A 24,740-nucleotide genomic window follows, 5' to 3' on the forward strand; every position below is an offset into this window, starting at 1 on the left:
TGCGGAGGTCAATCAGATCACATTTACGTTTTAAGCCTGCGTTCCTGCTGGTGCGGAAAAAAGGCAGATGCTAGGCCGAAAAAAACATTACTCACTGGGGGAAGGTTTATGCAGGCCACTGCAATAATTGGGATTTTCGGCTTGGTTGTTCTGGCCAGTCTGGTAGCTGCTCCACGCCGGGCAACGATTGAGGGTTTCTTTGGCGGGGCCACGCCGGAAGGACGGGCGCCCGGATTGTGGGTTCTGGTGCTAAGCCAGGTCACCACCTGGATCTTTGCCCGATCGCTGATGAATTCTGCCATTCTTGGGTATTTCTACGGTATCTGGGGCACCTTGGCCTACGCGGCTTATTACACATCCTTTCTGACCGGCGGCTTCATCGTTGGCCGGTTGCGTGAAAACGGCGCGCATTCAGTGCAGGACTGGTTGGGCGCGCATTTTGGCGGCGTGGGGGTGACCTGTTATAATCTGGTGATTGCCCTGCGATTGCTTTCGGAAGTTTTTGCCAATTTGCTGGTGGTCGGTCTGATCTTTGCAGCCGCTTTGCCAGAGGTGGGGATCGCCCGAGAGGTGTCGATCCTGCTGGTGGCGGGGCTTGGCCTTGCCTATAGCGCCTGGGGCGGGCTGAGTGCGGCGCTGCGCACCGATGTGCTGCAGATGCTTGTGTTTTTGGTGGTGTTTGCACTGGCCTTTGGCGCCCTCGTGACAGCCCCTGGATTTGATTTGGGCGCGGTTCTGACCGCGACAGGGACAAGCGGGTCGTGGAACGGGCAGGTGTTGCTGCTGGTGGCGTTTCTGCAGGTTTTCTCGTACCCCGCACATGACCCGGTGATGATGGACCGCGGGTTTCTGGCGGATCGGGAAACAACGCGGCGGTCGTTTGTGCATGCGTTCTGGATTTCGACGCTGTGCATTATCGCCTTTGGCTTTTTCGGGATCGAGGCCGCGCTGGCTGGGGCCGAATATGAGGGGCAACTGATTGGCACATGGAGCGCGATGTTCCCGCCCTGGTTATTTGTGGCGCTTCTGGTGTCGCTGTTGATTTCGGCGCTGAGCACACTGGATTCGGCACTGGCTTCGGCGGCGCGACTGGTGGTGGACGAACTGCGTCTGACCCGCCGGACACTGAACGGCGGGCGTCTGGCGATGGTCGTCTTCATGGTGCTGGGGGCGTTGCTTACGCTTTGGGGCAATCAGACGCTGTTCGATGCCGTAGCGGTCAGCGGCACCGCCAGCATGTTCCTGACGCCGGTGCTGCTGGTTGGACTGGTCATGGGGCGGCAAATTGCGCTTTGGTCTTACCTTTTGGGGTTTGGTGCGGCAATGCTGGGCGCGGTGGCCTATTTTGCGCGCGACGGGGCTGTTTTTGCGGCGATCCTGCCCGAAGGGCATAAATACGAACAGCTGCTTGTGATCTGTGTGGCCGTCCTTGTGGTTGGGTTCGCAGCCGTTCTGGCGGGGGCAAAACGGCGGGTTTGAGCCCATAGTGACCGATGCTGCGGCTTGTTTTAGTGTCTGCTTGCCTCAGGAAACAAACACAGATGCAAAAATCTATCAGAGTTTCGTCAAGGGTCTGTTGTCAAAGTCCATCCGTTGGCAATTTCCTGTGTTTTGGGATATTATCACTCCGTGATAAGCATCCCAACTATCCGGACAATTGCTCTCAATCCAAGATGCCGATGATCCAGCGTCGGCCCTTTCGGGAGAAAGACTATGGCAGGCGACTCAGGTTTTCAATTGAGACAGGGCGGCCCCGAGGTCTATGAACGCTGCTGGGTCCGCGCCCAATTGGCCCAATCCGCCAACGAACTGGTCGCGACCGCAGATGTTTCTTCGGATGATCGGGTCATTGATGTCGCCTGCGGGACTGGCGTAGTGGCGCGTGCCGCCGCCGCCCGTTCGAGTGACGCCGCGAACGTGACAGGCGCCGACGTCAGTATCGGCATGCTGGACGCAGCTGAGCGCTTCGCCGCCGACGCCGGCCTTGACCGCATCGCATGGGTCGAATGCGACGCCGCAAATATACCTTTGCCCGATGCCAGTTTCGACGTGGCGCTCTGCCAGCAGGGCCTCCAGTTCATGCCGGACAAACCGGGTGCGATGGCGGAAATGGCGCGGGTTTTGAAGCCCGGCGGTCGGCTCGCCATCAGCGTCTGGAAGACTCGTTCTCCGATTGGCGCGGCCTTCGCCAAAGTGCTCGACAATCGTTTTGGAGAAGGAACTACAGCGCCGTGGGAGATGGTCTACTCGCTCGGTGAGCGAGACCGTTTGCACGACCTAGCTTCGAGTGCTGGGTTCCGCAACGCGCATGTATTCTTTGACATTAAGTTCGCCCGCCACCCAGACCCAGAGGCGTTCATCGCCGGGGCAATCGCCGGTTCTCCGATAGCGGAAACCATGGCCGAATTGTCCGAAACCGAGCACGACCGGTTGATTAGAGAAATTGTGGCAGAGCTTTCACACTGCCGTGACGACGACGGCCTCGCCGTTCCGGCGGAATGCCTGACCCTCACGGCTCAGAAATAAGGCAACCGCTTTTGACCAGTGTTTCGAAGCGGGCCTTGGTGCATTCTGCAGCGAACTAAAGCTTTGTCCGCTTAGCAGAAGTTCGCGCCTTACTCCTCCATCGCCTCCAACTCGTCGATAAAGCCCGAGATCATCGACAGGCCTTTGTCCCAGAACTTGGGGTCACTGGCATCCAGACCAAAGGGGGCCAGCAGGTCTTTGTGGTGTTTGGAACCACCCGCCTTGAGCATCTCGAAATACTTGTCCTCAAAGCCTTCGGGCGTTTCCTCATAAGCCGCATAAAGTGCGTTCACCAAACCGTCGCCAAAGGCATAGGCATAGACGTAGAAGGGCGAGTGCACGAAATGCGGGATATAGGCCCAAAAGGTCTCGTACCCTTCCATGAAGTCAAATGCAGGCCCCAGGCTTTCGGCCTGAACGGACATCCACAGGGCATTGATGTCGTCGGGTGTCAGTTCACCCTCACGCCGCGCCGCATGCAGTTTGCATTCGAAATCATAAAACGCAATCTGGCGGACGACGGTGTTGATCATATCCTCGACCTTGCCCGCCAGAAGCACCTTGCGTTCCTGATCGGATTTGGCATTTTCCAGCATCTTGCGAAATGTCAGCATTTCACCAAAGACGCTGGCTGTTTCAGCCAATGTAAGGGGCGTGTTGGCCAGCAATTCGCCCTGATCAGCCGCCAGCACCTGATGCACGCCATGGCCCAATTCATGCGCCAGGGTCATTACATCGCGCGGTTTGCCAAGGTAGTTCAGCATCACATAGGGATGTACGTTTGTGACAGTGGGGTGCGCAAAGGCGCCGGGTGCCTTTCCCGGTTTGACGCCGGCGTCTATCCAACCCTTGTCAAAGAAGGGTTTGGCGATTTCCCCCATACGTGGATCAAAAGCTGAATAGGCGTCCATTACCACGCGCTCGGCTGTGGGCCAGTCCACAGTTTTCGTGTCCTCAATGGGCAGGGGCGCATTCCGGTCCCAGACCTGCATCCGCTCCAGACCCAGCCATTTGCGCTTAAGTTCGTAATAGCGGTGCGAAAGCTTGGGGTAGGCGGCGACGACTGCGTCGCGCAGGGCCTCGACCACCTCGGCCTCGACATCGTTGCTGAGGTGGCGGCCGGTCTGTGCCGTGGGCATGCCCCGCCAGCGGTCAACGATTTCTTTTTCTTTTGCGGTGGTGTTGTGAACTCGGGCAAAGGTGCGGATGTTTTCACCAAAAACGCGGGCCAGTTCACGGCTGGCGGATTCGCGTTTGCTGCGGTCTTGTTCGGTCAGCAGGTTTAGCGTGCCTTCAATACTTAGCTCTTCACCGTCGACACTAAAGGTCAGACCGGCGATGGTTTCATCAAACAGCCGTTCCCAGGCGTCGCCGACAACGCCCAGATCGTGCAGGAATTTCTCAAGCTCGTCCGAAAGCTGGTAGGGTTTCATTGCGCGGATTCGGTCCAATACCGGCTTGTAGCGGGCCAGTTCGGCGTTCTGCGCTAACAGCTTCCCAAGATGGTCGTCTTCCAGCCGGTTCAGTTCCAGCGTGAAAAACACCAGAGGTGTGGTGAAATTTGTGATCTTTTCCTGGCAATCGGACAGAAATTTGGTACGTGCGCCATCTGTTGTCAGTTGGTGATAGCGCAGGCCGGCATAGGACATGATCCGCCCGGCGATATTGCTGATCTTTTCGTCACGGTGGATGCATTCCAAGAGGCCTGTTGCGTCCAGATCGCTTAGCTTGCCTTCGTAATCTGCGGCGAAATCGGTACAGGCCTTCTCCAGCCAATCCAGATCGCGCGCTAGCTCGGGCGCATCGTCTGCTGTGTAAAGATCGCTCAGATCCCATTCCGGTAATTTACCAAGGTCCTTGTTGCCAGAGCTGGCATTGGCATCATGGACGGGAATGGGACGGATCAGCATGGGACACCTCGTTTTGATTGAGCCTGAGACATAATCCGGGGGCCTTAGCGCCACAAGGGGTGCGACTTGCCAATTATCTGCAACGCTCTAGGGTGGCGGGCAAACGATAAGAGGGCCAGGGTCATGAAGTTTGTAAGGTTTGGAGAGCCGGGGCAGGAAAATCCCGGTGTGCTGGATGCCAAGGGGCGTGTGCGCGACCTGACGGGTATTCTGCCGGATATTGCGGGGGCCATCCTGGGAAATTTGCCTGATATTGATCCCGAAGGTCTGCCGTTGATTGAAGGACAGCCCCGCCTTGGCCCACCTGTGGCCGGGGTGGGCAAATTCATTGGTATCGGTCTGAATTATTCCGATCACGCCGCCGAGGCGGGGATGAAACCACCCAATGAACCAATTGTGTTCATGAAGGCGACCTCGTCAATTACTGGACCAAACGATTCAGTTTCCCTGCCACGTGGATCCGAAAAATCGGATTGGGAAGTGGAGCTTGGCGTTGTGATCGGAAAGCCTGCGAAATATGTATCTGAGGCGCAGGCCCTTGACCATGTTGCGGGTTATTGCATCGTTAATGACGTCTCTGAGCGCAGTTTCCAGATTGAGCGTTCGGGCCAGTGGACCAAAGGAAAAAGCTGTGACACCTTCGGGCCGATCGGGCCTTGGCTGGTAACGCCTGATGAAGTGGGTAACCCGCAGGCACTTGATTTGTCACTGGATCTGAACGGGGTACGGGTGCAGACCGGCAACACGCGCGCCATGATTTTCACCGTTGCGCAGATCATTTCTCATTTGAGTGAGATGATGAGCCTTCAGCCCGGCGATGTAATCGCAACGGGCACGCCACCAGGGGTAGGGATGGGAATGACCCCCCCTCGGTTTCTAACCGATGGTGATATTATGACGCTTGAGATTGAGGGGCTTGGCCGCCAGCAACAGAGTGTGACACTGGATTAATACGCGCATTTTTGTTTGTCTTGGCCGCATCACCGAAAAATTGGCAAAAATCGCGCATGACCCTTTTGCGAATTTCGGGGTTGTCCATCAAAACCTCATGGCGGCCCCCCGCGATGATTTCCAGTCGCGCCCCGGGCCATCGCGCGGCGCGGTCACGGATGCGGTACATGTCCACGATTTCTTCGTCTGATCCCGCCACGATAAAACATGGCACGCTCGGGGAAGGCACCTGGGCAAGTGCACGCGTCTCGACGAGTGCCTCATGCAACCAGCGCAGGCTGGGGCCACCCAGGCCCAGCTCGGGGTGCGCCTGAACCTGATCGATCATGTACTTGTACATATCGCGATCAGTTGTCAGTTTGTTTCTTTCAAATGGCTCAACCAGAACATAGCTGTTTGAAACAGTCCCGGGTGCATAGACATGCCCCATACCCAGCCGGCGGCTGCTCCAGGACAATGACCAGGCCAGAGGCCGCAGTGCATCGGCCATCTGAATTCCCCACATAGGCCCTGAAAAGGCACAGGATTCTACAGGCAGGCCCTGAACCAGGGATCTCAGGCCAATACAGCCCCCCATTGAATGTGCCAAAAGGTGCCAGGGCTTGGGCAAGTCAAGTTGCCGCGCGGCCTTTATCATCGCTGCAACATCGCGCTGATAATCGGTGAAATGGTGCACGTGGCCCGACATGATATCGCCCAAAAGACGATCCGCCAGTCCCTGTCCGCGCCAATCGATCGCCAGTGTGGCATAGCCGCAAGCGGCCAGATTAACTGCTGTGCGGCCGTATTTCTCGATGTATTCCGTGCGGCCGGGAAACAGCAGCACGGTGCCTTTTTCAGCTTCCCGATTCCACAAGCCGACACGTAAACCCACGCCGTCATCGGCCGTCAGCCAAAATGCCTGGCCATCGTCGGGGCCATCGGCCACATCTGTGAAAAGGGGCGCTTCTTTCATCAGGACAGAACGCTTCCCAGCTTCATGGCCATGCCCATGTCACCATCGACCGACAGCTTGCCGGTCATGAAAGCTGCGGTCGGGTCAAGATCACCTTCGAGGATCGACTGAAAAGTGTCTGCGTCGGCTGACAGTGTGACATCCGCCTCGCCATCTTCTGCGCGCACGCCGTTGCCGTCGACCATAATCGCACCTTCGCCTTCGATCATGAATTTTGCCGAACCGTCGAAGCCGTCACTTCCGACTTTTTCAGTAAGGATAGTTACTGCTGAATTAATCACATCGCTCATCTGCGTTTCCTCCAAAATTGATCTGCCGGGGGGTTTGCTTTCCGGCACCGCACGCTAAACTCTACCGCGATATGAGCGCAGTATTTCGTAAACTCAATAATATCGTCACGGCACTTGCCGCGATAGTCATGTTTTCCTTACCTGCCCTGGCAGTCGAGGAAGCAAAGCTTGACCGATTGTTTCTAAGCTTGAAGGACGCTGATGCTACCGAGGCCGGGATAATAGCGAAAGAGATCGAACTGGAGCTTTCAAAATCGGGTTCTCCTGCCATGGATCTGTTGCTCAAGCGTGGCCGGGACGCACTGGAAGCAGGCGATTCGCGGGGGGCTATTGGTCATTTTACCGCTCTGACGGATCATGCACCGGATTTTGCCGAAGGTTGGAACGCGCGGTCGATCGCCTTTTTTCAGGCCGAACTTTACGGTCCCGCCCTTGCAGATATTGAACGTACGCTTGCCTTGCAGCCCCGAAACTTTAACGCGATCTACGGTTTGGGTGTTATTCTGGAAGAAATTAACCGGCCAAACTTGGCACGTGAGGCATATAATCGGGTTCTGGCTATACATCCGCACCACAAGGACGTAACAGCGGCGCTGGAACGCCTGAACGGGCAATTGGGTGGTTCTGACCTCTGACGTAACGGAGATATCCGATGGCCGAGCAGTCAAGAATCCTGGCGGTTCTGGGCCCGACAAATACCGGAAAGACGCACTATGCAATCGAGCGGATGTTGGGCTATCCGACGGGTGTGATCGGTCTGCCGCTGCGCCTGCTGGCGCGTGAAGTCTACGACAAGATCGTCGGCATTCGCGGCCCATCGGTTGTGGCGCTGGTCACCGGAGAAGAGCGCATTGTGCCAGACCGCGCGAAGTACTGGGTCTGCACGGTCGAGGCGATGCCCGAAGGTATGGGGGCAGATTTCGTTGCCATCGACGAAATTCAGCTTTGCGCCGATCCGGAACGTGGCCATGTTTTTACCGACCGTCTGCTGCGGATGCGTGGCCTGCGCGAGACTCAATTTCTGGGCTCCCACACGATGCGCAATGCCATTTCAGCACTGGTTCCCGAGGTTGAATTTCTTGGGCGAGAGCGAATGTCGCAGCTATCATATATGGGCCCCAAGAAGATCAGCAAAATGCCTGCGCGTAGTGCAATTGTTGGGTTTTCGGTGGATAACGTCTATGCAATCGCCGAGCTGTTGCGTCGCCAAAAGGGTGGGGCTGCTGTTGTAATGGGCGCGCTCAGCCCGCGTACGCGCAATGCGCAGGTCGATCTCTATCAGAATGGCGATGTCGACTATCTTGTGGCTACCGATGCAATTGGTATGGGGCTGAATCTGGATATCGATCATGTCGCGTTTTCTTCGTTGACCAAGTTTGATGGACGGCGGATGCGCCCGCTTGCGCCCAACGAATTGGGACAGATCGCAGGGCGCGCGGGCCGCGGTATGAGCCACGGTACCTTTGGTGTGACCGGCGAAGCCCCCGATTTGTCGGATGAGGTGTCACAGGCCATCATGGATCACCGCTTTGCCCCGATCCGCAAACTGGAGTGGCGCAATGCCCGGCTGCAGTTTGGCAGCACCCAGGCGCTGATCCAATCGCTTGAGACCCGGCCCGACGATGAATGGCTGGCCAAGGCCCGCGAAGCTGATGACCTGGGGGCGGTAAAATCGCTGTCACAAGTGGCCGAGGTGGCCGCCCGGGCCAGCGATGGCAATTCGGTCAAGCTGCTGTGGGACGTCTGTCGTATCCCTGATTTCCGGGGTATCAGCCATGCTGAACACGCGGGCCTCCTGGAAACGATTTTCTGCGATCTGCACCAACATGGCCGCGTTGCGGAAGATTGGCTGGCGCGGCAGGTCAAACGGCTGGATAGGACTGATGGCGATATTGACACATTGTCGAAACGGTTGGCGTATATTCGCACATGGACCTATGTTGCACAGCGAAAAGGCTGGGTTGATGACGAAAGCCATTGGCGCGGGGCAACACGCGCGGTAGAAGACCGCCTGTCGGATGCGCTGCACGAGCGTCTGACCCAAAGATTTGTGGACCGGCGCACATCCGTGCTTTTGCGCCGGCTCAAGCAGAAGGAGGCCATGGTGGCCGAAGTAAACGAGAATGGTGACGTAACGGTCGAGGGCGAATTCGTCGGACGGCTGGAAGGGTTCCGGTTTATCCAGGACAAAAAGGCGGTCGGCCAAGAGGCCAAGACGCTGCAGCAGGCCAGCCTGCAGGCGCTGGCACCGCATTTCCATCTTAAGGCAGACCGGTTCTACAATGCGCCGGACACCGAGATCGACTTTACCGAGCAGGGCGGGTTGATGTGGGGCAATCAGGCAGTGGGTAAACTCACGCTTGGGGCCGATGCTCTGAAACCTGTTGCGGTTGCCTTTGTCGACGATGAAGCCGGCGATGATGTCAAGCAGAAGGTGCAACGCCGTTTGCAGCATTTCATCGACCGCAAGATTGCGACACTGTTCGAACCTTTGCTGAATATCCAACGTGATGAAACGCTCACCGGTCTTGCCCGCGGCTTCGGTTTTCGCATGGTCGAGGGCTTCGGGATTATTCCCCGCAGTGAAATTGCAGATGAAGTCAAAGCCCTGGATCAAGAGGCTCGGGGCGCATTACGCAAACACGGGATACGTTTTGGTCAGTTTACCGTGTTCATGCCATTGTTGTTGAAACCAGCGCCGACACGTCTGCGCCTTGTACTATGGTCGCTGGCCCAGGGCCTGGAAGAGTTCCCCGAGGCGCCGCCGCCCGGTCTGGTCACCGTGGCAGCGGGTTCTAACGCGCCGCAAGGGCATCACACGATGTCCGGCTACAGGGCTGCGGGTGAACGGGCGATTCGGATTGATATGCTGGAACGCCTTGCCGATATGCTGCGCTCTGAGAACAGTCGTGTGGGATTCGAGGCCAAAGCGGATATGTTGTCGATCACGGGCATGACGCTGGAACAGTTTGCAGACCTGATGCAGGGCCTTGGGTACAAACCCGTCCGCGGTGAACGTGAAAAGGTCAAAGCTGTCGATCAGGCCATGGCCGTTTCGTCTGCCGAGGTGGGTGAGACACCCGAGATCGAGAGCGCGGCAGATACTGCGGCGGGAATCGTCGATACGGGCGTAGCCTCGGTCATCGCTGAACCGGCAGAGCAGACCGACGTTTCTGCTGATGTCCCTGCGGTGTCCGAATCAGAACTTGAGCCGGGCGAAGCCCCGGATGAAAATACGCCCGAAGTTGAAGTGTTTTATACATTTACCTGGGGCGGCCGAACTGCCCGAAATCAGGGTGAGGGACGAGGCAAGCCGCGGGGAACCGGAAAACCAAGGGATAAATCCGGTAAGCCTGGCAAACCCCGCAAGGGCCAGCCGCGACCTGAGCAGGGTGCAAAGTCCTTTAGCGCCCGGCCGGAAAAGAAAGATAGAATCGACCCGGATAATCCCTTTGCTGCGGCCCTGATGGGGCTGAAGACAAAAAGCTGAAGGCTGCCGCGCAAGTGGCCGACGTTGAACAGAAAATCCGGCTGGATAAATGGCTTTGGCAAGCCCGGTTTTTCAAGACCCGTACGCTGGCGGCCAAGCAGGTAAGCGGCGGGCATGTTCGGGTGAACGGAACGCGCATCAGCAAGCCGGCCTATTCGGTTGGCCCTGATGATGTCCTGACGTTTACGCAGGCGCGCGCGGTTCGTGTGGTTCGTATTTTGGCGCTTGGTGAAAGACGTGGCCCTGCGCCTGAGGCGCAGATGCTTTATGATGACATGAGTGAACCCACACCAAAGGAATTTGTTCCAAATTCACCCAAATACGAAGGAAAAGGACGCCCCACCAAGCGGATGCGTCGCAAACTCGATCTGAATGGGCGTGGGACGCTTGAATGATCCGCCTTGCTGGATTAGGTGAGGCGCAAACCGGCAAAGATTGAGAGACGGCCATGACCTATATCGTCAACGACAGCTGCATAGCGTGCAAATATACCGATTGTGTTGAGGTGTGCCCGGTTGATTGTTTCTACGAGGGTGAAAACATGCTTGTTATTCACCCCGATGAGTGCATCGACTGCGGTGTTTGCGAGCCCGAGTGCCCCGCAGACGCGATCCGCCCGGATACCGAACCGGATATGGAAAAATGGGTCGAGTTCAACCGCAAATATTCGGAAATGTGGCCGGTAATTATCACCAAGAAAGAACAGTTGCCTGACGCCGAAGAGCACGATGGCGAGGAAGGCAAACTTGAGAAGTATTTCTCGGAAAAACCGGGCGAGGGAGGCTGAAGCCACCGTCGCCTGCGCTGCGATAGCTGTTTGATAGCGCCTTTTGTTGTCCAAAACTAACGTGAGCGTTCTTTGGATAACATAAATTTGTTACGCTAAACGCGCGGCTTTATCGGACACCCTTCCGGTGGGGCCGTTTTTATGTTATAGTGCCAACACAAATGAAGAGCATTGCCTGATATCCATCTACCCACGCGACGGTTTGGGGGTGGATTTCTTTGCGCATGACGCACATATCACAAGAGCTATATCTGGCCTTGGGAGTGCGCTGCGCTTTGATAGGCCCCTTTCGAGGAAGACCTGAATGACGAAGTCCAAGAAGTCCGAGTTTCGCCCTGATGACTATGTTGTATACCCGGCCCACGGGGTAGGCCAGATCGTATCTATCGAAGAGCAGGAAATCGCCGGCATCACGCTGGAACTGTTCGTTATCTCCTTTGAGAAGGACAAGATGACCCTGCGGGTGCCAACCAATAAGGCAACCGAGATCGGCATGCGCTCATTGTCGAGCCCCGATGTCGTGTCCCGGGCCTTTACGACCCTCAAGGGTAAGGCCAAGGTCAAGCGCGCAATGTGGTCGCGCCGCGCCCAGGAATATGAGCAAAAGATCAATTCCGGTGACCTGATTGCGATCGCCGAAGTGGTGCGTGACCTGCACCGCACTGATGACCAGCGCGAACAAAGCTATTCCGAGCGTCAGCTTTACGAAGCGGCACTTGAGCGGCTGACCCGCGAAGTGGCGGCTGTTGGCGGCGGTGACGAAGTTCTGGCCGCCAAGCAGGTGGGTGATGTACTGGTCTCGCGTGCTGCTTGATCTGAGTTGAAACTGTTAAAAAAGGCTGTGCCAAACAAGGCACGGCCTTTTTTGATTCACCTGTGCCCCAACTTACTTAGGGTACAAGGCTAAGCAATACAGCAACTTCCGCGATTTGCTGTGTGGCCCCCAGGATATCGCCGGTTTGCCCCCCAATTTTGGTTCTTGCGATCGCGCCGATAACGACGGTTACAAGTATCGCCCAGACTATTGCCTGAAAACACGAACCGCCCAGTAAAAGCAGCGCAAGTGTTGCGGCCAGGGCGGCGCCCAGGCCGGCTGTTGCAGTGCTCACAGATCCGACGTTGCGGGAAAGGCCGTCGGCACGGGCATGGGGAAGGATTGCCATCAAGGCCGGCATGGTCGCGCGAGACAAGATGCTGCTGGCAATCAGGGCCGCAATGGCATGGGCCACATTTGTGTCGTAGAGCACCCACAAAGCGCCCCAGCGGGCTGACTGTACAAGAAAAAGCGCAATCACTCCGTAGCTGCCAATATGGCTGTCTTTCATGATCTGCAGGCGGGCGGCCCGATCCCATCCTCCCCACAACCCATCTGCGGTATCCGCAAGTCCGTCCTCGTGCATCGCGCCAGTGAGCACGACAAGCATGGAGAGTGACAAAAGCGCAACCAAGAGCGTCGGCAAGCCAAGCCCAAGTGCCAGAAGCCCCATAAGTGCAGAGAGCCCGCCAACAATCAGGCCAACCAGAGGATAGGCCCATGCAGCCTTTGCACCGCGGGATGTTTCAGCAACACGCACCGGAAGGCGACTGAGCAAAGCCACCGCCAGCGGTATATCCGAGATGTGGATCAGGGCGTCGTCGTTTTTTGCCATGCGTGGGGCCTTTTTGGGCTGCAGCATCCGGTAAGCCTGCGATACACAGGCGACGAACAACATGCAATGAGTGAGCGGATGACCCAGGACATCGAATCATTGGCGCAGTTTGCGAACCTGCTGAAGGAATTTCCGGGGCCAAACATTGAGGCGCGTGAGGCCGCAGCGACGCGGGATACGCAGCTGACCAAGCCCCCCGGCGCCCTTGGTCGGCTTGAGGGGCTGGCCGCGTGGTATTGCGCCTGGCGCGGGGTCGTCCGCCCTGAAATCTCCAATCCACAGGTGATTATTTTCGCTGGAAACCACGGGGTTGCAGGGCAGGGCGTTTCTGCATTCCCGGCGGAAGTGACCCGGCAAATGGTGTTAAACTTTCAACAGGGTGGGGCGGCGATCAATCAGTTGGCCAGGACGTTTGGTGCGCAGCTGGACGTATATGCAATCGAGCTGGATACCCCCACAGCAGATTTCACCCAGGGCCCCGCCATGACCGAGACCGGCATGTTGCGTGCGTTAAATACCGGCTGGCAAAGCGTTGATCCGAATTCTGATTTGCTGGTCGCCGGTGAGATGGGTATCGGCAATACAACCAGCGCTGCCGCTATTGCGCTGGCGCTATATGGCGGGAAAGCTGAAGACTGGACCGGGCGGGGGACAGGTGTCGAAGGCCATGCCCTGGCGCATAAGGCAGATGTCGTGGCCCGTGGCGTTGAAGCAAACCAGCAATGCACGAACAACGGATTGGAAACGTTGCGTTGCCTTGGTGGACGTGAACTTGCGGCGATGGTTGGGGCGATTGCGCGGGCCCGGAGCCTGCATATTCCGGTTATCCTTGACGGTTTTATCTGTACCGCGGCTGCAGCCTGTCTTGAGGCCGCACAGTCCGGCGCACTTGACCATACCGTTGCCGGGCACGTCAGCGCCGAAGTCGCCCACGCCAATCTGTTGGAAAAGCTTGGAAAAGAGCCACTTTTATCGCTTGATATGCGACTTGGTGAAGGTTCTGGAGCGGCCCTTGCAATCGCGATTGTCAAAGGGGCGCTTGCCTGTCATTCCGGCATGGCAACCTTTGCCGAAGCAGGGGTTGCCGGGGGATGAGGGCGCGCGCCTGACTTCAGTTTTCAGGTCCGGGGCGCCCGTTGTCAGGACGGCACTTCAATCTTGTCCGGAATGTCATCTGTAGCCTCTTCCAAGCGGGACAAAAGCATCGTTTCCAGATCTTTTTCAAGTTCCTTGGCTCGGGCGATATAGGCGGAATTTTCGACAGTGGGTATTGTCGGATCCCACAATGCCGCCAGTTCGCGAACAGAATGGCGGTCGTGCTGGTAAAATGTCTGTTCCAGCTTGGCGGCTTCGAATTCGGTCAACCCCATGTTCTCCAGAACATAGCGGCCTGCGCGCAGAGAACTGTCGAACAACTCACGCACGATGTCATCTGCGCCAGCCTGATATAGCCTGAACACATGGGTGCGGTCACGTGCCCGCGCAATAATGTGCAGATCAGGACGTTCGCGGCGCGCAAAGGTTACCAGTTGCACCGTGGCTTCGGGATCATCCAGTGCAGCAACCAGAACGCGTGCCTCCCGAAGCCCTGCGGCATGAAGCAATTCGGGGCGCGAGGGGTCTCCGAAAAAACCTTTGATTCCAAATCGGCGCATACGTTGGATAGCTGCCAGATCATGGTCCAGAACGACCGTCTCGAATCCACTGGATCGTACCAGGCGGTTGACGATCTGACCGAACCTGCCGATACCGGCGATGATGATGGGCCCTTTGGTATCAATCTCGTCGGGTTCCTGCGATTCAACTGTATCGACGATCCGATGTGAAACCCAGTCGTATAGAATGAACAGCAAAGGTGTGATCATCATCGACATGGCGATGACAAGCAAAAGCAGCTCTGACATCTCGCGTGGAATGACATGTTGCTGTCCGGAAAAAGAGATCAGCACAAAACCAAATTCACCCGCTTGAGCCAGGGACAGTGTGAATAGCCAAAGATCGCGGCCCCGTAACTCAAAAATACGGCCGAGTATGTAAAGAATGCTGCCTTTGATGAAGATGATTGTCAGGGCAAGGCCAAAGACCGGGATTGCATTGCTGAACAGGATCGAGAAATTGATGCCCGAGCCGACAGTAATGAAGAACAATCCCAGCAAAAGCCCTTTAAAGGGTGAAATATCACTTTCCAGTTCATGGCGGAATTCACTGCTGGCCAAAACCACACCCGCCAGAAATGCGCCAAGCGCCGGAGAAAGGCCCACAAGGTTCATCAAAAAGGCGATTCCAACAACAATCAGAAGGGCCAGAGCGGTGTACATTTCCCGTAGGCGGGCTGCATGGATAAACCGAAAGACCGGGCGGATTAGATAAACGCCCGTAAGAACGATTGCGCCGACTGCACCCAGGGTGACCAGTGTCACACCCCAGCCTGGAAGGCCCTGGACCAACGAAAGGGCGGCCTCGTGAGCACCTTGTTCATTGACAATTGTGCCGGTGGCTCGTTTGAGGGTTTCACCAAGAACCACATCGGGTGGTTTGGGAAGCGCGAGCAGAGGAAGGAAGGCCAGCATCGGGATAACCGCGATGTCCTGCGCCAGAAGCACGGAAAAAGATGATCGGCCACCTCCTGTTTGCATCAACCCCTTTTCCGACAGTGTCTGCAACACGATCGCAGTTGAGGAGAGGGCAAAAACCAAGCCGATTGCCAGTGATACGCTCCAGGGTTGCCCTAGCGCCATGCCACCGGCCATGACCGCCAAGGTGGTCAGGGTGATTTGTAATCCACCAAGTCCAAGCAATCGGTGGCGCATGGCCCAAAGCGCCTGTGGTTCCAGTTCAAGCCCGATAAGGAACAGCATCATCACGACGCCAAATTCGGCGAAATGCTGAAGCTCCGCTGTTTCGTGTCCGCCGACAAGGCCAAGGATCGGCCCAATCGCTATTCCGGCGACCAGGTAACCCAGGACTGAACCCAGCCCCAGCCTTGACGCCAGAGGCACGGCAATTACGGCTGCAGCTAGATAAATAGAGGCCTGAAATAGAAAACCTTCCATAAGAGGGTCCTTTGGGTGTCAGATTATTAAAGGGAAAGGCGGGCAAACAATTCTGTCATGATTTGGTTAAGAGCGCCCATCGTCGATGAATTGCGATATCGGGCACCATCAAGCCGAGTGTTGAAACATAGGGAAAGGGTAATTTTGTTGGTTCTTCCATGTCCTATCAATGTGCGCGATTTTCGTGTGTATGGCAAATTCTCATACGGTTTCGGCGGGCGGATATTGGCAGTATGCGTTTTGTTTTGTGATCCGGGTTTGGCAATGCTGCATTTTGACGGGCTTGCCGTGGCAGATGACATCTGCGACGGCGTTACCCTCGGGGCATTTTCAGTACCACGTTGCGACCACCTTTAATGTACCGCAACTCGCTATCGCCAATCGCCGCCACGCGCCCGCCATCAAGCCGATCCCCTACCTGTACCTTTTGATAGCGGCCATTGGACAGCATAACCAAAGCACGGCGTCTGCTTGGGGTGCCATAAACACCAATCAGGTTGACCCTGCGTAAATTGATTGCGTCGCGTTGCGTGGCTTGTTTGGCCACGGACGCCGTGGAAGGAATTCGCGGTGAAACCTTCTGGGCTGCGCTGGCAGTTATAGTGGGGTCGTTTGAGGGCTGATTGCGTTTGACAACATTGTCAAAGTTTCGAGGTCGCGTAAGTGGTTTAAGGGATTCGGTAACCGCCTGAGGCGTGGCCGTTGAAAAAGGTGTTGTGCTTTTGACCGCCAGGGATACGGCGGCGTTAATTGCCTTGGGGTCGGAAGATGCTGCTTCTTCGGCAACCTGCTGCGCACTTTTTGGGCGAAGCCGCGGTCTTAGGGCAGCCAGCTCGGATTTGGAGCGGCCGCCTAGTGTGCCGCGTTCATTCGTTTCAGAAAGATCGTCTGGACGGGCCTGAGGCCTTACGCTGGCAAGGCGCAGGTTTGAAGGTTCAGTCGTTTCTGTGGGTATTACCGGCAGGCGCTCGGGCACATCTGGCGGTACTGCCGGCGGTTGGCCGGCAAATACAAAGATGCCTTCCGGCGTCAGGGCACCATTTGGGGTGGCAATGACACGCCCCTGATCATCCAGATCAAACAGAGTATCGGCATGAACAGGCGAGTTTGGCGTTGGCGGGCGGATATCTATCAATGCAGTCTGTGCAACTGGCAAAGCCACCGCATCCTGCCATTGAATTAAAGGATCGATCGACGTTTGATAAAAATCGTCAAGGTCGGTCGGGCTAGGCGCATTTGGTGGGAAAGGGGCCATTTGCCAGATTCCCGTTGCGGCATAGCGCGCAAGTGCTTGGTCAGGGGTAAGCTCGGCAGGGGTTGGTTGGGTCAGCGTTTCCTGTGCCGGTATTTCTGGAGGTTCATCAGGCGAAAGCGAAGCAACGACCATTTGTTCAGGGTCGATGTTTGGCTGAATGTCATCAGGCGCTGAAATTTCCGGTACTTCGGCCTTCGTAGCATCTTGCTGAGTAGAAAGTTCCGTTATGCGCGGCTCATCCTGAGACCGGAAAAGCCCTGCAACACCACCTTCCAGAAAGATTGAAGCCCAGACGGCAACAGCCATCAGGATCAAGAGTAAAGCGGCAGTCAGAATCAGCCCAAGATATCGGGGTTTGCCGCCAATTTGCGGTGCGGGCTGGGTGCCAAAAGCGGGTTTGTCACGCAGACCGCTTGGGTCTTCTTTGTGTTTCGCGATGGTTTGGGGGGCGCCAACGGCAGGCTTTGGGCTTCGCTGTGAAGCGAATGTCGGGCTTGTTTCTTCGGTTTCGGTTTGATCGTTTATTTTGTCTTGATCCGCTGCCGGGATAAACCGGGCGGCACCTGTCAGTTTGGGGGCGCTGCCGGGCACGTCGTGGCGAACCGCACGAATGCTTGAGAAAGAAACCGCTTCTGCCTCCTGGGGCTCGGGGTCTTTTTCAGGCGCTGAATTTCGCGCATCTGTGGGCGTCGCAGTCAGTGACGACCCGGCTTGAAAAGCGGGTTGAACCCGGGTTTCGGTATCTATCTTGTTTTCGGGCTTGGGCGAAGGAGATGCGCTAATTATGTGCATCGCCGTTTCGTCGCGTTTTACCTTTTCACCATTTGCCAGCGTCCGCTTTGCATATGCCGTGATTCCAAAGAACGGTTCGCCGCAAAAACTGTCAGGGTCTGGCAGGGCCACAAAACTGACCGGGTTGAACTTGTGTTCCTGAGCAAAATTTTCAGCTTCAGATAACGTTTCTTGCGCGACAGCCGCCACATAAACCTTGCCGTTGTCCCTCGACCAGTCATAGGCCAGTTCTTCTACGGCATAAGGCGTTGCACCCTCTAATGCTTCGCGAACCGAGCCCTTGATATTGTCGTCGTTGATTTCATCGGAATCCAGCTCAAGATATCGGATCTGATCGTTCGGGATGATAAGTTTGCTGCTCAGACCTGTCGGATCCAGCGCATTCGCCTTATTGCGAAGTTCTGCCAGTTCGGCCGTCAGATCGGCACTGTCCAATGCAACCTCACCCACGAGATGCCAGCCGGGGATAGCACGGTGCAGCACACCAATGCCCTCGAATGACAGGGATAAGGCGAAATTCGGTTTCATCTACACCGCTCTAACATCGGGCGAACATTTGCGGGAGTCTCTCCCATACCTTGTCGATTTTACAGCAGGTTCATGCCGAGGGAAAGGAAAAGCCCCGCCGTATTGGTTGACAACGGCGGGGCAAATACATTCGGGGCGGGTCTGCAGCCCTCAGTTCAGACTAGTTTGCTGCCTTCGACAGAGCCTGATCAAGGTCGGCGATGATGTCGTTGGCATCTTCAGTTCCGATTGAAATACGCACCACATCAGGGGCGGCCCCCGCTGCTTTTTGCTGTTCCGGTGTCAATTGCCTGTGCGTGGTAGAGGCCGAGTGGATTATCAACGAACGGGTATCACCCAGGTTGGCAACGTGGCTGAAAAGCTCAAGGTTATCGACCAGCTTTACGCAGGAATCATAGCCGCCTTTAAGCGCCACAGTGAACAGACCACCAGCCCCGCGAGGGCAGATTTTTGCCATACGATCATTGTATGGCGAAGATTTGAGACCCGCGTAGGTGACGCCAGCAATGCGGTCGTCATTTTCCAGCCATTCGGCCACGCGGACGGCGTTTTCGCAATGGCGTTCCATCCGCAGGCTGAGTGTCTCGATACCCATCAGCGTGTAATGCGCCGCCTGAGGATTCAGCGTCATGCCCAGATCACGAAGGCCCACTGCAATGCCATGGAAGGTGAACGCAAGCGGCCCGAATGTTTCATGGAACTTAAGGCCGTGATAGGCTGGCTCGGGTTGGCTGAGCGAGGGGAATTTATCCGACGCGGACCAGTCAAAAGTACCGGAATCAACCACAACGCCGCCGGTGACGGTGCCGTTGCCCGTCAGGTATTTGGTCATGGAGTGCACAACCAAAGTGGCCCCATGTTCGATCGGGCGGCAAAGGAAAGGCGTGGCCGAGGTGTTGTCAACGATTAGCGGCAAACCTGCCTGGTCGGCTACTTTGGCAATTGCATCCAGGTCGGCGATATGGCCACCCGGGTTTGCGATCGATTCACAGAAAATCGCGCGGGTGTCATCATCAATCGCGGCAGAAATCGCGTCCATGTCGTCGATGTCGACGAATTTTGCTGACCAGCCAAAGCGTTTGATCGTCTGGCTGAACTGCGTGATCGACCCGCCGTAAAGCCGTGTTGAAACGACGACATTGCGCCCCGGCTCCATCAGGGGGAACAGCGCCATGATCTGGGCGGCATGCCCTGACGAACAGCACACTGCGCCCGCGCCGCCTTCCAAAGTGGCGACACGTTCCTGCAGGACGGCGACGGTGGGGTTGGTCAGGCGGGAATAAATATATCCCACTTCCTGCAGGTTGAAGAGCGCCGCGGCATGCTCCGCATCGCGGAAGACATATGCGGTTGTCTGGTAAATCGGTGTCTGGCGGGCGCCGGTTGCCGGATCGGGCCGGGCGCCGGCGTGAATTTGCAAAGTGTCAAAGCCATAAGCCATTTGGGGTCTCCTCAGAAAACATTTCAAATCGGTGTAGGCTATCTATGAGTGGTGGACAACTGTCACTTAAGCGCTGTTGGCAAGGGGCTGATCGTGTCTGAACGATATGAATACCGATAGCGGCAAAACTGCTTTGTGGGGTGTTTTCCTGATTGCCGTTGTCGGGTTCGGGTATTCCCGTTGCGCTACTATTGCCTTTGCCATGCTCTTTGGGGGGCTGCAGGTTTGCAAGTCTGAAATCACCGCATCCAGAATCCGTTGCGCTTGATGGTGTTGCGGACCGCCTGTTCCTTGCGGGGCAGATTATTCTGATCGAACAGGGCACGCACTTTGTGACCGCGTCCCTGATAGATCATCCGTTTCATCGGATCATATTTCTTGAGAACTTTCTTGATCCAGTTGGGCGCTGTCACCTTTTCCAGCACATCGACCACGTGCTGGGATTCGCGGGCGTACAGCAGTGGCAACAGGCGGTAATGGCAGGTGATGTCACCGTCCAGAAGACCGGCAGGAAGGGTTTCCCGACCGCCACCAAGTGAATGGATTACCAATGGCAATGTCACCTGATCCAGCCATGGATCCAATTCCTGACAAACCAGTTCAGCCGGCGGGTCATCCCGGATGGCAAGGGCATAGTCAAGAAAACGCTGACCGAAAACATGTGGGCATTTGTAGAAAAAAAAGCCGGCATTGAAATACAGATAACGGCGCCAGAATTCGTCAGGCCAGGCTGTATCCAGTGAACTTTCAAACACCAGCCCAAACCTATCGTACAGTGATTTCCATGTGGCGGTATAGCCCGGGCCATATAATTGAATCTCGGGCCATGTCCCTTCACGTCTCAGCGACGCAGTGGGGCGTTCGAAATCAAACGGCACCTGTGTCAGATCGCCTGTAATCAAAGTGTCGGTATCAAAAAAAACAAACGGTTCATTCTTTGGCAGGGCGAACAGGGCCTCGATTTTGTTCCCATAGGGGTAGGACTGCCCAAAATGCCTGGACTCGAACGGGACTACTTCAACATTCAGACGCTTCAGCAATTCATGTGTGTCGTCGCCCCTGATACCGGGGTCGTTCTGCCACAAAGGGCCATTTTGCGGTTCCGCAACAACAAGGCGACCGGCAAAATCGGGGCTATTGGCCCGCAAAGAGGCGGCAAAGAGGATCGCCTCGAATTGCAGGCGACCGCCCTGTCCGACAACCAAAATATTATAGGGTTGGGTGTTTCCTGAATTCGTGGCCATACTTGCCCTGGTTCCGCCTGTGCTGCCTTGCCGGGACTATAGTTGTGAAAGCTGCACGGCAGAAGGGGGCAGTTGCGCCGTTTTGGTTATCGGGAAAACGCCACCCTGCAGGGCCTGACAGGCGGCAAAAAAAAGGGCCGGTCACTGAGACCCGCCCTTTTCTGTGTTAAATAGGGGTCTGGTATTATTCACGCGACCCAAGCAGGTTCAGCAACATCATGAACATGTTGATGAAATCAAGATAGAGGCTCAGCGCGCCCATAATCGCGGCTTTGCCCAGCCATTCGCTGTCGCCGTGACGGGCATGTGCCAAGTAGGTGTTCTTGATATTCTGCGTGTCATAAGCAGTAAGACCGGCAAAGATCAGCACACCAATGATGGAAATGGCGAACATAATTGCTGGCGATCCCAGAAAGATGTTCACAATTGAAGCGACGATCAGACCGATCAGGCCCATAATGAGGAAGCTACCCCAGCCCGAGATGTCCTTTTTCGTAGTGTATCCCCACAGTGACAGACCGGCGAAAGCGATGGCAGTGGTCAGGAACACCTGCGCAATCGAGAAGTCCGTGAAGATTACGAAGATGTAGCTAATCGAGATACCCATCACGGCTGCGAAGGCGTAAAAAAACAGCTGAGCCCCTGCCGCGGACAACCGGTTGATCATGGCGCCAAAGGCAAAAACCATAATCAGCGGTGCGAACATGACTATATACCGGGTGAAGCCGGTAAAGAGTGTGTTGAATAGATCAGCGTTGTTCCCGACAGCCCATGCTGCAAGGAAAGTGAGCACCATACCAACAGACATGGTGCCGTAGACCTTATTCATATGGGTGCGAAGACCCTCATCAATCTGGGCGGCGCGAGTGCCTGCCGCCGTCCGGATCGTATCAAACTCAGCCATCTAATCCTCCGATATTGAACTGGCGGGCCCCATTCTGGGACCTTTGGATGCAATATCGGTTAGGGTGACCGCATTTTCAAGGTTTTCCGTCAGGATTAGATTGGTCTTCTGTACGATTACTTACGCCAGGATGCCGGAACGTCCCATGGCCGCCTGTGCGCTTCGATTTGCGCTTCGTCGTGGCTGAGACCAATATCTTGCAGAGATGCCGCATCAAGGCGGGCAAGTGCGCGCCGTTGACGATAAAGTGCCAGCAAGTCCATCAACGACGTTTTCGTCGTCGGGGCAGGGCGGCATGAGGTGTGTGAATTTGACAGATATGCCATGTCGATACCTTTCCATTTGGTGATGTAATTCGCGCCTATTATTTCGCCTGTTGATATTTGGCATGGAAGCGGGCATATTGAAAATGAATGTTTATGACGTGAAGCATCAAGGATATTGATAGTGCGAAATTTGGATATGACGACGTTACGGTCATTTGTTGCGGTGTCCGAACATGGCGGGGTGACTCGTGCAGCTTCGGCCTTGAATCTCACTCAGTCCGCAGTTTCGATGCAGTTGAAACGGCTTGAGGAACTTTTGGGGCTTGAGTTGCTGGACCGGTCAAACCGCAAGATCGGGTTGACTGCCTCGGGTGAGCAGTTGTTGAGCTATGCGAAGCGTATCGTCGACATAAATGATGAAGTGGTCGGTCGTCTGACCGATCAGGTCTGGGAGGGGGAAATAACTTTTGGCGTACCTCATGATATCATCTATCCGGCTGTTCCGCGGATACTGAAACAGTTTCACGCCGCTTATCCGCGGGTGAAAGTTATCCTGAACTCTTCTTATTCATCTGCGCTGATCGAGGGGTTCGGGCGCGGCGAGATTGATCTGATCCTGACCACAGAAACCGTGGTCAGCCCGGGTGGCGAGACGCTGACCGAATTGCCGTTGAAATGGTATGGTGCCCAAGGCGGTACCGCTTGGAGAAATCGGCCTTTGCCGATTGCTAACTGTCGCAACTGCATGTTCCGGCCCGGGGTTATCAAGCGGCTTGATGAATCTGGGATCGAATGGGAAAATGCGATCGATTCAAATTCGGATGGTGCGATTGAGGCGACAGTCAGTGCCGATCTTGCCGTGACCACCATCCTGGAAGGCAGCGCGCCGCGCCACCTGGAGCTGGTTCCGCATGGTAACACCTTGCCTGAACTGGGAACGCAGAAGATTAATGTCTACGGCGCCGCCTCTCCACGAAACGAATTGGTGCAAAAGCTTGCTGAAATGGTTCGCAATGACTTCTGCGTGTCCCCCCTGATGGCGGTCAATCAAGCGTAACGACGACCTTGCCAGTGGATTTTCTGGTGCGTAACAAGTCCAGTGCACCTGCCGCTTTTTCCAAAGGGAGTATGTGGCTGACGTGAGGCCTGATGAGCCCCTTGGAATACCAGTCCAACAAGACGGCAAGGCTGTCGGTCACTACCTTGGGGCGGAAATTCAGGTAGCCACCCCAATAAAGACCCATCACGCTGAGATTCTTGACCAGCAGATGGTTCGCGGGAATTTGCGGCACTTCACCACTGGCAAAACCGATGCATAAAATCCGGGCTTCTGGACGGCAGGCGCGAAAGGCAGCCTTGAATTGATTGCCGCCTACCGGATCGTAAACCACATCAACGCCGCCCAAAGATTTGCAGACTTCGCGAATATCTTCTGTCGCGGCATCGATCAGGTGATCGGCCCCGGCCTGCTTTGCGACCTCAAGCTTGTCGGCCCCGCGGGCGCAGGCGATGACGCGGGCCCCCATGACTTTGCCGATTTCAACTGCCGTCAGGCCGACGCCGCCCGCGGCACCAAGCACCAGCAAGGTTTCGCCGGGCTGCAAGCCTGCCTTGTAGTTAAGTGCAACATGGCTTGTGCCGTAAGCAATCTGAAAGGCTGCGGCATCGGTAAAGCCCATCCCGTCAGGCAGGTGCACCGCGCGATCCGCAGGAAAGCAACCGTATTCGGCCAAACCGCCCTGACCGCCAAAGACCGCCACAGGTGTTCCAACTTCAGGCCCGGATGTATCCGGCCCGATTGCATCGACAACACCCGCAACTTCCATTCCTAATGTGAAGGGCGTCGCAGGTGTGTCCTGATACTCGCCTTTCAGCATCAGAAGATCCGCGAAATTGAGTCCGCAAGCGTGGATCTTTACCCGTATCTCGCCTTTGACGGGAACGGGGATGTCAATGTTGCAAAGGCTGGCTTTGCGGTCAGGTGATTCTAATCTGAAGGCGCGCATTTTTCCTCGGGCGGTATTAGTGGATTTGAATGCAAATTGTTGATTGGCTTAGACGATTTGCCTTCTGGATGTCAAACCACCTGCATGAGTTGTACGCGCGGTATCTGAAAGAATAGGCGCCCGTCCAGATTGTTTCGATTTTACACGGGTCCCCCTACGAGAGAGCGATATTTCTTGTGTTTCAACGGCAAACTGCTAACTTTGCGAGATGCCGCCAATGGGGGGCGTTTTATGAGTGTTTTGTTGCCGAGATGCTACCGTTTGTATGGTTACGCGTCAGGTGTCCTAACTAATTAAGAAGGGAAGATCTATGCCGCATCCTGTGGACGTGCATGTTGGGAAAAGAATTCGTCACCGCCGTTGGTTGGTTGGAATGACCCAGCAACAGCTTGCTGAAAGCGTGGGTATCAAATTCCAGCAGATTCAGAAATACGAAACCGGCGCCAACCGTGTCAGTGCCTCCCGCCTTTGGGATATCGCAGACTCTTTGGGAGTCGAGGTCAGCTTTTTCTTTGAAGGGCTGGAATCCGGCAGCAGCAGTCGCGAAACCTCGGACAATGTTCCGGCGGACCTGCTGGGCGATAAAGAAGCCCTGGATCTGGTGCGTTCTTATTATGCGATCCCCGAAAACCAACGCCGCCGCCTGTTCGAACTGGCAAGGGTTCTCAGCGACGTCGCTTGAGGCCGTCGGCA

The 24,740-nt window shown here is 55.9% G+C and carries 22 protein-coding genes; 11 read left to right on the forward strand and 11 right to left on the reverse strand.

What is annotated here, in order from left to right; all coding sequences use genetic code 11:
• Positions 1-108: 108 nt before the first annotated feature.
• A complete protein-coding gene (locus PEL8287_RS08335) occupies positions 109-1,479 on the forward strand; it encodes an SLC5/6 family protein (protein WP_085891899.1) in 1,371 nt (456 codons plus the stop codon).
• A 234-nt stretch (positions 1,480-1,713) separates the two neighbouring features.
• Positions 1,714-2,526 carry a class I SAM-dependent methyltransferase gene (locus tag PEL8287_RS08340; protein WP_085891900.1) on the forward strand — a complete coding sequence of 271 codons (813 nt, stop codon included), beginning with the start codon at positions 1,714-1,716 and terminating at the stop codon, positions 2,524-2,526.
• 89 nt (positions 2,527-2,615) lie between these two features.
• Here the strand turns inward: PEL8287_RS08340 and PEL8287_RS08345 are convergent, their stop codons facing one another.
• Positions 2,616-4,436, reverse strand: a complete 1,821-nt coding sequence (locus tag PEL8287_RS08345; protein ID WP_085891901.1) for a M3 family oligoendopeptidase — start codon at positions 4,434-4,436, stop codon at positions 2,616-2,618.
• A gap of 123 nt (positions 4,437-4,559) precedes the next feature.
• Between PEL8287_RS08345 and PEL8287_RS08350 the strand changes: the two genes are divergently transcribed.
• Entirely contained in the window at positions 4,560-5,387 is an 828-nt protein-coding gene (locus PEL8287_RS08350) for a fumarylacetoacetate hydrolase family protein (RefSeq protein ID WP_085891902.1), read from the forward strand.
• On the opposite strand, the gene PEL8287_RS08355 is transcribed toward PEL8287_RS08350, so the two are convergent.
• Both PEL8287_RS08355 and PEL8287_RS08360 read right to left on the reverse strand, forming a co-directional pair.
• A complete protein-coding gene (locus PEL8287_RS08355; RefSeq protein WP_085891903.1) occupies positions 5,329-6,342 on the reverse strand; it encodes an alpha/beta fold hydrolase in 1,014 nt (337 codons plus the stop codon). The two genes, PEL8287_RS08350 and PEL8287_RS08355, sit on opposite strands and share 59 nt — an antisense overlap.
• On the reverse strand, positions 6,342-6,632 hold the full coding sequence (locus PEL8287_RS08360) for an SCP2 sterol-binding domain-containing protein (RefSeq protein WP_085891904.1): 291 nt from the start codon (positions 6,630-6,632) through the stop codon (positions 6,342-6,344). Before PEL8287_RS08360 ends, PEL8287_RS08355 begins: the two co-directional genes overlap by 1 nt.
• A gap of 71 nt (positions 6,633-6,703) precedes the next feature.
• Between PEL8287_RS08360 and PEL8287_RS08365 the strand changes: the two genes are divergently transcribed.
• The 5 genes from PEL8287_RS08365 to PEL8287_RS08385 all read left to right on the forward strand — a co-directional run bounded on the left by PEL8287_RS08365 (position 6,704) and on the right by PEL8287_RS08385 (position 11,723).
• Entirely contained in the window at positions 6,704-7,267 is a 564-nt protein-coding gene (locus tag PEL8287_RS08365; RefSeq protein ID WP_085891905.1) for a tetratricopeptide repeat protein, read from the forward strand.
• 17 nt (positions 7,268-7,284) lie between these two features.
• Complete coding sequence (locus PEL8287_RS08370) at positions 7,285-10,122, forward strand: helicase-related protein (protein ID WP_085891906.1); 2,838 nt, start codon at positions 7,285-7,287, stop codon at positions 10,120-10,122.
• 14 nt (positions 10,123-10,136) lie between these two features.
• Positions 10,137-10,517: an RNA-binding S4 domain-containing protein gene (locus PEL8287_RS08375; protein WP_085891907.1), complete on the forward strand. Its 381-nt coding sequence runs from the start codon at positions 10,137-10,139 to the stop codon at positions 10,515-10,517.
• 53 nt (positions 10,518-10,570) lie between these two features.
• On the forward strand, positions 10,571-10,909 hold the full coding sequence (fdxA, locus tag PEL8287_RS08380) for a ferredoxin FdxA (RefSeq protein ID WP_085891908.1): 339 nt from the start codon (positions 10,571-10,573) through the stop codon (positions 10,907-10,909).
• Between the two features lie 304 nt (positions 10,910-11,213).
• Complete coding sequence (locus tag PEL8287_RS08385) at positions 11,214-11,723, forward strand: CarD family transcriptional regulator (RefSeq protein WP_085891909.1); 510 nt, start codon at positions 11,214-11,216, stop codon at positions 11,721-11,723.
• Between the two features lie 76 nt (positions 11,724-11,799).
• Here the strand turns inward: PEL8287_RS08385 and cobS are convergent, their stop codons facing one another.
• Positions 11,800-12,558, reverse strand: coding sequence for an adenosylcobinamide-GDP ribazoletransferase (cobS, locus tag PEL8287_RS08390; protein ID WP_139837737.1), 759 nt, complete (start codon positions 12,556-12,558; stop codon positions 11,800-11,802).
• Between the two features lie 78 nt (positions 12,559-12,636).
• On the opposite strand from cobS, the gene cobT reads away from it, so the two are divergent.
• A complete protein-coding gene (cobT, locus tag PEL8287_RS08395; RefSeq protein ID WP_085891911.1) occupies positions 12,637-13,653 on the forward strand; it encodes a nicotinate-nucleotide--dimethylbenzimidazole phosphoribosyltransferase in 1,017 nt (338 codons plus the stop codon).
• A gap of 44 nt (positions 13,654-13,697) precedes the next feature.
• Here the strand turns inward: cobT and PEL8287_RS08400 are convergent, their stop codons facing one another.
• The 6 genes from PEL8287_RS08400 to PEL8287_RS08430 all read right to left on the reverse strand — a co-directional run bounded on the left by PEL8287_RS08400 (position 13,698) and on the right by PEL8287_RS08430 (position 22,101).
• Positions 13,698-15,611 carry a cation:proton antiporter domain-containing protein gene (locus PEL8287_RS08400; RefSeq protein ID WP_085891912.1) on the reverse strand — a complete coding sequence of 638 codons (1,914 nt, stop codon included), beginning with the start codon at positions 15,609-15,611 and terminating at the stop codon, positions 13,698-13,700.
• Between the two features lie 313 nt (positions 15,612-15,924).
• Entirely contained in the window at positions 15,925-18,186 is a 2,262-nt protein-coding gene (locus PEL8287_RS08410; RefSeq protein ID WP_085891914.1) for a hypothetical protein, read from the reverse strand.
• Between the two features lie 160 nt (positions 18,187-18,346).
• Positions 18,347-19,627, reverse strand: a complete 1,281-nt coding sequence (locus PEL8287_RS08415) for an O-acetylhomoserine aminocarboxypropyltransferase/cysteine synthase family protein (RefSeq protein ID WP_085891915.1) — start codon at positions 19,625-19,627, stop codon at positions 18,347-18,349.
• 239 nt (positions 19,628-19,866) lie between these two features.
• Positions 19,867-20,871, reverse strand: a complete 1,005-nt coding sequence (locus tag PEL8287_RS08420; protein WP_085891916.1) for a GT-B fold glycosyltransferase domain-containing protein — start codon at positions 20,869-20,871, stop codon at positions 19,867-19,869.
• A gap of 184 nt (positions 20,872-21,055) precedes the next feature.
• Positions 21,056-21,775: a Bax inhibitor-1/YccA family protein gene (locus tag PEL8287_RS08425; RefSeq protein ID WP_085891917.1), complete on the reverse strand. Its 720-nt coding sequence runs from the start codon at positions 21,773-21,775 to the stop codon at positions 21,056-21,058.
• A 116-nt stretch (positions 21,776-21,891) separates the two neighbouring features.
• Positions 21,892-22,101, reverse strand: coding sequence for a DUF1127 domain-containing protein (locus PEL8287_RS08430; RefSeq protein ID WP_085891918.1), 210 nt, complete (start codon positions 22,099-22,101; stop codon positions 21,892-21,894).
• Between the two features lie 121 nt (positions 22,102-22,222).
• Here PEL8287_RS08430 and PEL8287_RS08435 point away from each other — a divergent pair, with 121 nt between their 5' ends.
• The gene (locus tag PEL8287_RS08435; RefSeq protein ID WP_085891976.1) at positions 22,223-23,098 is read left to right on the forward strand and encodes a LysR family transcriptional regulator; all 876 of its coding nucleotides are present in this window, start codon (positions 22,223-22,225) and stop codon (positions 23,096-23,098) included.
• Here PEL8287_RS08435 and PEL8287_RS08440 read toward each other — a convergent pair.
• Positions 23,085-24,047: an NADPH:quinone oxidoreductase family protein gene (locus PEL8287_RS08440; RefSeq protein ID WP_085891919.1), complete on the reverse strand. Its 963-nt coding sequence runs from the start codon at positions 24,045-24,047 to the stop codon at positions 23,085-23,087. The two genes, PEL8287_RS08435 and PEL8287_RS08440, sit on opposite strands and share 14 nt — an antisense overlap.
• Positions 24,048-24,357: 310 nt before the next feature.
• Between PEL8287_RS08440 and PEL8287_RS08445 the strand changes: the two genes are divergently transcribed.
• The gene (locus PEL8287_RS08445) at positions 24,358-24,729 is read left to right on the forward strand and encodes a helix-turn-helix domain-containing protein (protein WP_085891920.1); all 372 of its coding nucleotides are present in this window, start codon (positions 24,358-24,360) and stop codon (positions 24,727-24,729) included.
• Positions 24,730-24,740 lie beyond the last annotated feature (11 nt).

This window comes from Roseovarius litorisediminis, from assembly GCF_900172295.1.
GTDB classification, from domain to species: Bacteria; Pseudomonadota; Alphaproteobacteria; order Rhodobacterales; family Rhodobacteraceae; genus Roseovarius; species Roseovarius litorisediminis.